The organism is Pseudoalteromonas sp. Isolate6 (assembly GCF_022398435.1).
In the GTDB taxonomy this organism is placed as follows: domain Bacteria; phylum Pseudomonadota; class Gammaproteobacteria; order Enterobacterales; family Alteromonadaceae; genus Pseudoalteromonas; species Pseudoalteromonas galatheae.
On record NZ_JAKEVK010000212.1, the window covers coordinates 1 to 7,698 of the forward strand.

Genomic DNA, 7,698 nt, shown 5'->3' on the forward strand with positions numbered 1-7,698 from the left:
CTTTAGATACAAAAAAGGCCGCCATTGGCGACCTTTTTATGCAAAGTAAGTAATAAATTACTTAGCTGCTTTTTTCTCTTTCTCAGCTGCGATTACCGCGTCAGCAACGTTTGCTGGACATGGTGCATAGTGTGAGAACTCCATAGAGAACTGACCACGACCAGACGTGATAGTACGTAGGTGACCGATGTATCCGAACATTTCAGATAGTGGTACTTCACCCTTGATACGAACGCCCATTGCGCCAGCTTCTTGGTCTTTGATCATACCGCGACGACGGTTAAGGTCACCAATTACGTCACCTACGTTGTCTTCTGGCGTGAACACGTCAACTTTCATGATTGGCTCAAGAAGTTGTGCACCCGCTTTAGGGATAGACTGACGGAATGCGCCTTTAGCAGCGATTTCGAACGCGATTGCTGATGAGTCAACTGCGTGGAAGCCACCGTCGAATAGTTCTACTTCAACGTCTAGTACTGGGAAGCCTGCAAGCACACCCTCTTCCATCATTGACTTGAAGCCTTTCTCAACTGCTGGCCAGAATTCCTTAGGAACGTTACCACCAACAACTGTAGACTTGAACGTAAAGCCAGAACCAACTTCACCAGGCTTGATACGGTAGTCAATCTTACCGAACTGACCAGAACCACCAGACTGTTTCTTATGCGTGTAGCTATCTTCAACTTCTTGTGTGATAGTTTCACGGTAAGCAACCTGAGGCTGACCAACGATTAGGTCTACACCGTATGTACGCTTAAGGATATCTACCTTAATGTCTAGGTGAAGCTCACCCATACCTTTAAGGATAGTTTCACCTGAATCTTCATCAGTCTCAACTTGGAATGAAGGATCTTCTGCAACCATCTTACCGATCGCGATACCCATCTTCTCGTTACCACCTTTATCTTTAGGTGCAACAGCGATTGAGATTACTGGATCAGGGAAGATCATCGCTTCAAGTGTACACTCGTGCTTAGGATCACATAGCGTGTGACCTGTTTGAACGTTCTTCATACCAACAACTGCGATGATGTCACCCGCTTGTGCTTCAGTAAGTTCAGTACGCTCGTCCGCTTGCATCTCAACCATACGGCCGATACGCTCTGTTTTACCAGTTGCAGAGTTAAGGATAGTGTCACCTTTTTTCATGCGACCAGCGTAGATACGGATGAACGTAAGCGCACCGAAACGATCGTCCATGATTTTGAACGCAAGCGCTTTAAGTGGCGCATCAGCGTCAACAGTTGCTACTTCACCAGTAGGCTCACCTGTTTCAGGATCTGTTAGTGGCTGAGGCTCAACTTCTGTAGGAGAAGGTAGGTAATCTACAACAGCGTCTAGTACAAGTTGCATACCTTTGTTTTTGAACGCTGAACCACAGTAAGTTGGGAAGAACGCAAGATCACGAGTACCTTTACGGATACACGCTTTGATTTGTTCGATAGAAGGTACTTCACCTTCCATATATGCTTCCATTAGGTCGTCGTCTTGCTCAACAGCAGACTCAACTAGCATTTCATGGTATTCTTCAACTTTGTCTACCATGTCTGCAGGAACGTCTTGTACTTCGTAGTTTTCAGGAAGACCTGTGTCATCCCAAACGTATGCTTTCTTCTCAAGTACGTCTACAACACCACAGAATTGGTCTTCGATACCAATTGGAAGCGTCATCACTAGTGGGTTAGCACCAAGTACTTTCTCAACTTGATCAACTACGCGGTAGAAGTCTGCACCCATACGGTCTAGTTTGTTTACGAAGATACAACGAGCAACTTCTGATTCGTTCGCATAACGCCAGTTAGTTTCTGATTGTGGTTCAACACCACCAGAACCACAGAATACACCGATACCACCATCAAGTACTTTTAGTGAACGGTATACTTCTACTGTGAAGTCAACGTGTCCAGGAGTATCGATAACGTTTAAACGGTGGCCTTTCCACTCACAAGTTACCGCTGCTGATTGGATAGTAATACCACGCTCAGCTTCCTGCTCCATGAAGTCAGTTGTTGACTCACCGTCGTGAACTTCACCAGTTTTGTGGATTTTACCAGTAAGCTTTAGAATACGCTCAGTGGTGGTAGTTTTACCCGCATCAACGTGCGCGAAAATACCAATGTTTCTGTATTTCGATAAATCTGCCATTGTTTTACTCTATTTAAAGTAGAAAAATTATTCGGCGGGAGTATATCACCTCTTGTAGCGAACATCATCCTTGAAGTCGTCTAAAATGCAATCAATTCACGAAAAAGTTTCTAATGCGAAACTTTGCCACCCTTTTTTACCGTACCGCTTACTGCTAGGCCGCTATATTTAATAATATTCTTGCTGTTTGATGTCAATTTCAGCACGGTTTGTGAAGGTTTCTGTTAAAAGACCTGCTTCCCAAACAAGTTGGCATGATGGACTTGGAATGCATCATCTAGCAAAGAAAAATGCGCAATCTTACCTTGTTCAATACTGCCAAGTTCATTGTCCATATTTAAATAAGTTGCAGGTACGAGACTTGCCATATTGATGGCCTCAACAAGTGGAATGTCAGCTAATTTCGCTAAGTTCTGCACTGCTTTCTCAAGTGTCAGTGTACTGCCAGCCAAACTGCCGCTGTGGGTTTTCGCCACGCCATCCTTAACCACCACTGGCATCTCGCCCAATTGATATTCACCATCTTTCAGGCCACCCGCATTAATACAATCACTGATCAAAGCTACCTTATGTTGACCTTTTAGGCGGTAGATCAACTGTAAAATCGCGGGGTGTAAATGGATACCATCGGCAATCACTTCAACCAAGGCTTGGCTATTAAGTAACAACGCACCAGCACAGCCCGGTTCACGGTGATGGATGCCACGCATGCCGTTAAATACGTGGACTCCACCGCAGGCACCATGTGCCAAAGCGGCATTGGTTTGCGCAAAATCCGCATCACAATGACCTAGCATCACCCGTACCCCATGTTTACTTAGGTACTGTGTCATTGCAACACCATTGGCCTTTTCAGGCGCGAGTGCCACCGCTTTAAGCGCACCATCAGCCGCGCTAATCATTTCATCAATCAGGGCCTCGTCTAACGGCTTAAAGAAAGCTTCGTTATGGGCACCTTTGTGTTTTTCGCTGAAAAACAAACCCTCACTATACCCACCAAGCACCTGAGCCCCCGGCATCTTTAGCTTATATGCAGCTCCAATAACTTTCATCGCTGCAATGGTTTGTGGCCACGTAGTCGTCACCGTGGTAGCCAAAAAGCCAGTGACGCCATGTTTGAGCAACGAGGTGCTAATGGTTTCTATACTGGAGAGTTTGCCATCAATAACATCGCACCCCTCTCGGCCATGAATATGCAAATCAATTAACCCAGGCCACATGTCGAGCTTGGGATAAGACTCGGTATTATCAGGCGCTTCCGCCGCAGGAATAATCGTGTGAAAGCGCTCATCTTTTATTACCGCAACGTGATCTTCAAGAACACGAGTTGGGGTGTAGATACGACGGGGCCGAATATAACGAAGCTGTTCAAGCATGCACTTTGCTCCCAAGTAATGCCGCACCCAATGCACCACTTGCATCACCATGCTTGGCTCTAACAATATCTGGCACTGACACTGCGGAAAATACGTGAGGTTCAATGGCTTTTGGGAGTGCTTCTACAAGTTCATCGATAAGCGACATGCCACCGCCAAGCACGATAACTTCTGGGTCATATGCTTTGATTAAATTTGCAAACGCCGAGCCCAACAGATCCATATAACAAGTAAAAGCATGGCGAGCTTCACTTTCTCCAGCCCGCATCGCTGTGATAACTTGTTCTGAGGTAAGCGTTCGCGTAGTGAAATGTTGATACAAACCGGCCAGCCCTGGCCCTGCGACATAGCGCTCTAAACACCCTTGCAGTCCACAGCCACACGCTAAAATAGGCAGGTTATACTTTTGTTGTAATACCGCAGAAAGTGGGTGATGACCATATTCGCCGGCGATCCCTTGGGCACTTTTATACAACGCACCATCAATGCAAAACCCGCCTCCGGCACCAGTGCCTATTATTGCCCCGAAGACCTTTTGGTATTGCTTACCAGCTCCAAGACTGGCCTCTGATAACGCAAAGCAACGGCAGTCATTTTCGACCGCAATGGGCCGTTCAAGTTGTGCAACGAGATCAGCCTTAACTTCTTTGCCATTGGCGCAAGGGACATTTGCAGATAGCACGCGCTGCTGCGCATTTACTATCCCAGGCATCCCAATACCCACCAGTCCTTTACAACCATATTTAGCGTCGGCTTGCTGCACCAAGGTTACGATTTGCGTCAAAAACGCCTCATAACTGTGCTTTGGTGTCGCCACACGCCAAGATTCTATACGTTGCAGTTTTTCATCGAACACCGCAATTTCAATTTTGCTCCCGCCAACATCCACCCCATAAATCATACTTCGCTCCCAAATGGATGAATGACTACGCCCTGCACAACTCTATTCACTTCCCCCGACGGGCAAGGATTGTCCGGTGAAATGCCGAGGTTCAGCGCTTTATAGAAACTTAACTGCTGTGCAAACAACATATACAGTAATCCTTGCCACACGTCTTCTAGTGGTAACATTTTAGGGCAAAGTGAATGTACCGTCATGGCTGCTCCATCACGCTGCAGCTCAGCAACTAAGTCCTGATCGTATAAATTGGTATAACCATCGCTTGAGATAAAACATACCACGACAGTTTTGCTATTGATAAGTGATTTTGGACCATGACGGAACCCAAGCGGTGACTCGCTCACGCTCATTACTTGGCCTGCCGATAACTCAAGCATTTTTAACGCAGCTTCCTTTGCAAATCCCAACAAACAGCCAGAGCCTAGATACACCAAACGCTCAAATGGTTGTTGTGCAAATGCACGGATATTTTGCTGCTCTGTTGCAGCTAACATGCTTTGCGCTGCATTGATCAACTTATCCACGGAGCCATCATCCGCAGCAAAAAGTTGTAGCGCTGCAACCATCATTGACGAATAGCTACTCGTCATTGCAAAACTTTGGTCAAGCGTAGGTTCCGGTAACAATATACTTGTTGCATTGTTTGCCTGCTGCGCTGCTTGATGCAACTTTCCATCACGGTTGCAAGTGATAAAAAGGTGCTGACTGTTACTAACCAGCTGTGTTACCAACTCTACGGCCGCAACACTTTCAGGACTATTACCAGAGCGAGCAAAGGATACCAATAAACACGGTTTATCCGTCGCTAGATATTGCCTTGGTGCAGCAACTAAATCTGTTGTGCTCACAGCCCGCACACTTTGGCGCATGTGTGTATTAAGATGAGTGGCGATAGCGTCACCGATATAAGCGGATGTACCCGCCCCTGTCAAAATAACCTGAGTATCAGGGTCATCTAGAAAAGGAGCTAACTCCACCAAAAGCCTAGGCTTTATGCTCGCGACTAATTGGGCGGTCTCTTGCCACATCTGTGGCTGCTGGGTGATCTCTTTTGCGGTCCAATAGGCATTTCGTGCTTTTAGTTGCGCAACTTCGTGTCCTAGTAAAGTGTTCATGACGCTTTCTCCATGGCAAAACACGCGTTTGAATAGCGAGCTACAACACGTTGAATTTTGGCAATCACCAACGCTTTGGCATCCCTTTCTATTTCACCACGGCGTACTTGTTGATATAGCTCTGGAAAATATTGGCTGATAAGCGGCAATGATAAAGTCTGCTGCGCTAGGTTTTCGAGCATGGTTGCTAACGCCTTTTGCACCGCTTCTTGATGCCAGTAATAACGGATACGGTCGCTAAAGCTAAATTGGCGCAAGAACCGGAGTTGCTGTGGTTTGCCGTGATAAAAACGCTGCCAACTCGTAGGCTCTGCCAACATGACCTCATCCACTACCTCAATAAATTGGCTATGCATGGGTAGTAATTGCTTTTCAATATGGTGAAGCGCAAATAACCCTTCGCGTAGCGCAAAGGTCAATTCAGGCCCGACTTTCAAAATGGCAAAATGGTCAGCCACCAAAGACTGATAAGCACCTGCCGTTTGATAATCTGTCGAATGCGCTTCGAAAGCGATACGGTCTACGGTACGAATAAAGTCTTTTAGTGCGCTTGCTTCATGCGGTTTGTAGTCAAAAACTTGGGTGTTATCAAACTCAACTCCCGGCTGCACCACCATAGCAACCACGCGTTGCCAAGCATCCGTTAATCCCTTGTTTGCAAAGAGTTCACGATGGCAAGCTAGAGTTTCTTGCGCAGCAACTTGGCTGGTCGGTTGTAGACTGTCAATCTGTTCATCCGCTCCACCTGGAGGAGGAACTTCCGTACCAATCACATAAACAATATCGCTACGACCAAACGTCGCGATCGCGGCTGCTTCCGCTGTTTGACACAACAAAGCAGCGCGATTAGCCACTATATCATCGCTTAACACCTCAGGATCGTCAGCACAAGGCATGCTGGCATCTAAGTGAATTTTCTTAAAACCGGCCTTCACGTATTCAGCGACTAAGTCACACGCTTTGGCCATTGCGGCTTGGCTATTTTCACTCGTCCAACAGACGGGTCCCAAGTGATCACCACCAAAAATCAGTAACTGCTTATTAAAACCAAGCTCGTCAGCCATCTCTTCGACTTTGGCAATAAAATCCGCAGGACGCATCCCTGTGTAACCACCAAATTGGTTAACCTGATTGGCCGTGGCCTCAATTAACAGCAGCGTATTTTCCTGCTTGGCATATCTTATCGACGCTTCCAGCACCCAAGGGTGAGCTGAGCAAATGGCATAAATACCTGAGTTTTTCCCTGATTTATTGGCTTCGATTAGGGCTTGAAAACGCCGCATATGATCACCTCTTAAGACGTTATTAAATGTACCTCAATTCCGGCGGCAACCAATTGCTGATGAATATCAGCTGGAATACCACTGTCCGTTACCAAAACGTCAATTTCTTCGCAGGCGATAATACGATGTACACCTTTACGATCGAACTTGCTGGAGTCCGTCACCACTATGACTTGCTTTGCAGCTTTACACATCTCGCGGTTAAGCGCGGCTTCTGGCTCAAAGTGTGTTGTTACACCAACATCAACAGAGAATCCATCAACACCGAGCACCAGACGGTCAAAGTGATATTGCTTTAGCTGATCTTCTGCGTGACTGCCATAAAACGACAGCGACTTTTTACGCAGTGAGCCTCCGGTCATCAACACTTCAACGCCATCGGCTGCAACGAGTGCTTGCGCCACGTTAAGACCATTAGTCATCACCACTAACTGTTGATGCTCAGTCAGCTGCTTCGCAACCTCTTCTGTGGTGGTACCAGAGTCTAGAATAATAGACTCATTATTGCCTATAAGACCCGCCACTAACTTTCCGAGCTCGACTTTCACTTGGTGATGATGATCGTGCTTTTCCGCTATGGTGAGCTCTTTGGTTAACCTAGAACTCGCAACGGCACCGCCATGAGAGCGAACCAACAATCCTTTATCATGTAAGGCATTGAGATCATTTCTGATCGTCACGGTTGATACACCAAATTGTTCTGCCAGCTCGGATACTTCTACTCGTTCCGTTTGACCAACGAGTTGAACGATTTCGTGGCGTCTTTCGATGGTGTTCAGCATGACACCTCCTTTCGTTTTGGTTGAATTTAGTCTACACACCTTTCATTTGCTTTCAATTTATTTTTTTAACTTTAAACAAAAACAGACGTAAATACC

The 7,698-nt window shown here is 46.4% G+C and carries 6 protein-coding genes; all 6 read right to left on the minus strand.

Translation table 11 applies throughout. From position 1 onward, the window contains the following. Positions 1–57: 57 nt before the first annotated feature. Positions 58–2,145, minus strand: coding sequence for an elongation factor G (gene fusA / locus L1D50_RS19555; RefSeq protein WP_128725729.1), 2,088 nt, complete (start codon positions 2,143–2,145; stop codon positions 58–60). 224 nt (positions 2,146–2,369) lie between these two features. Further along, on the minus strand, positions 2,370–3,521 hold the full coding sequence (nagA, locus tag L1D50_RS19560) for an N-acetylglucosamine-6-phosphate deacetylase (RefSeq protein WP_128725730.1): 1,152 nt from the start codon (positions 3,519–3,521) through the stop codon (positions 2,370–2,372). Further along, positions 3,514–4,422: an ROK family protein gene (locus tag L1D50_RS19565; RefSeq protein ID WP_128725731.1), complete on the minus strand. Its 909-nt coding sequence runs from the start codon at positions 4,420–4,422 to the stop codon at positions 3,514–3,516. Before L1D50_RS19565 ends, nagA begins: the two co-directional genes overlap by 8 nt. Beyond that, entirely contained in the window at positions 4,419–5,537 is a 1,119-nt protein-coding gene (locus L1D50_RS19570; RefSeq protein ID WP_128725732.1) for an SIS domain-containing protein, read from the minus strand. Before L1D50_RS19570 ends, L1D50_RS19565 begins: the two co-directional genes overlap by 4 nt. Next, positions 5,534–6,820, minus strand: coding sequence for a D-tagatose-bisphosphate aldolase, class II, non-catalytic subunit (locus L1D50_RS19575; protein ID WP_128725733.1), 1,287 nt, complete (start codon positions 6,818–6,820; stop codon positions 5,534–5,536). Before L1D50_RS19575 ends, L1D50_RS19570 begins: the two co-directional genes overlap by 4 nt. A gap of 11 nt (positions 6,821–6,831) precedes the next feature. Then, on the minus strand, positions 6,832–7,602 hold the full coding sequence (gene agaR / locus L1D50_RS19580; protein WP_128725734.1) for a transcriptional repressor AgaR: 771 nt from the start codon (positions 7,600–7,602) through the stop codon (positions 6,832–6,834). Between the last annotated feature and the right edge of the window lie 96 nt (positions 7,603–7,698).

Bases quoted from the DNA above. Each gene is read 5' to 3' on its own strand.
- fusA (WP_128725729.1), bottom strand. From the start codon at position 2,145: ATGGCAGATTTATCGAAATACAGAAACATTGGTATTTTCGCGCACGTT.
- nagA (WP_128725730.1), bottom strand. From the start codon at position 3,521: ATGCTTGAACAGCTTCGTTATATTCGGCCCCGTCGTATCTACACCCCA.
- L1D50_RS19565 (WP_128725731.1), bottom strand. From the start codon at position 4,422: ATGATTTATGGGGTGGATGTTGGCGGGAGCAAAATTGAAATTGCGGTG.
- L1D50_RS19570 (WP_128725732.1), bottom strand. From the start codon at position 5,537: ATGAACACTTTACTAGGACACGAAGTTGCGCAACTAAAAGCACGAAAT.
- L1D50_RS19575 (WP_128725733.1), bottom strand. From the start codon at position 6,820: ATGCGGCGTTTTCAAGCCCTAATCGAAGCCAATAAATCAGGGAAAAAC.
- agaR (WP_128725734.1), bottom strand. From the start codon at position 7,602: ATGCTGAACACCATCGAAAGACGCCACGAAATCGTTCAACTCGTTGGT.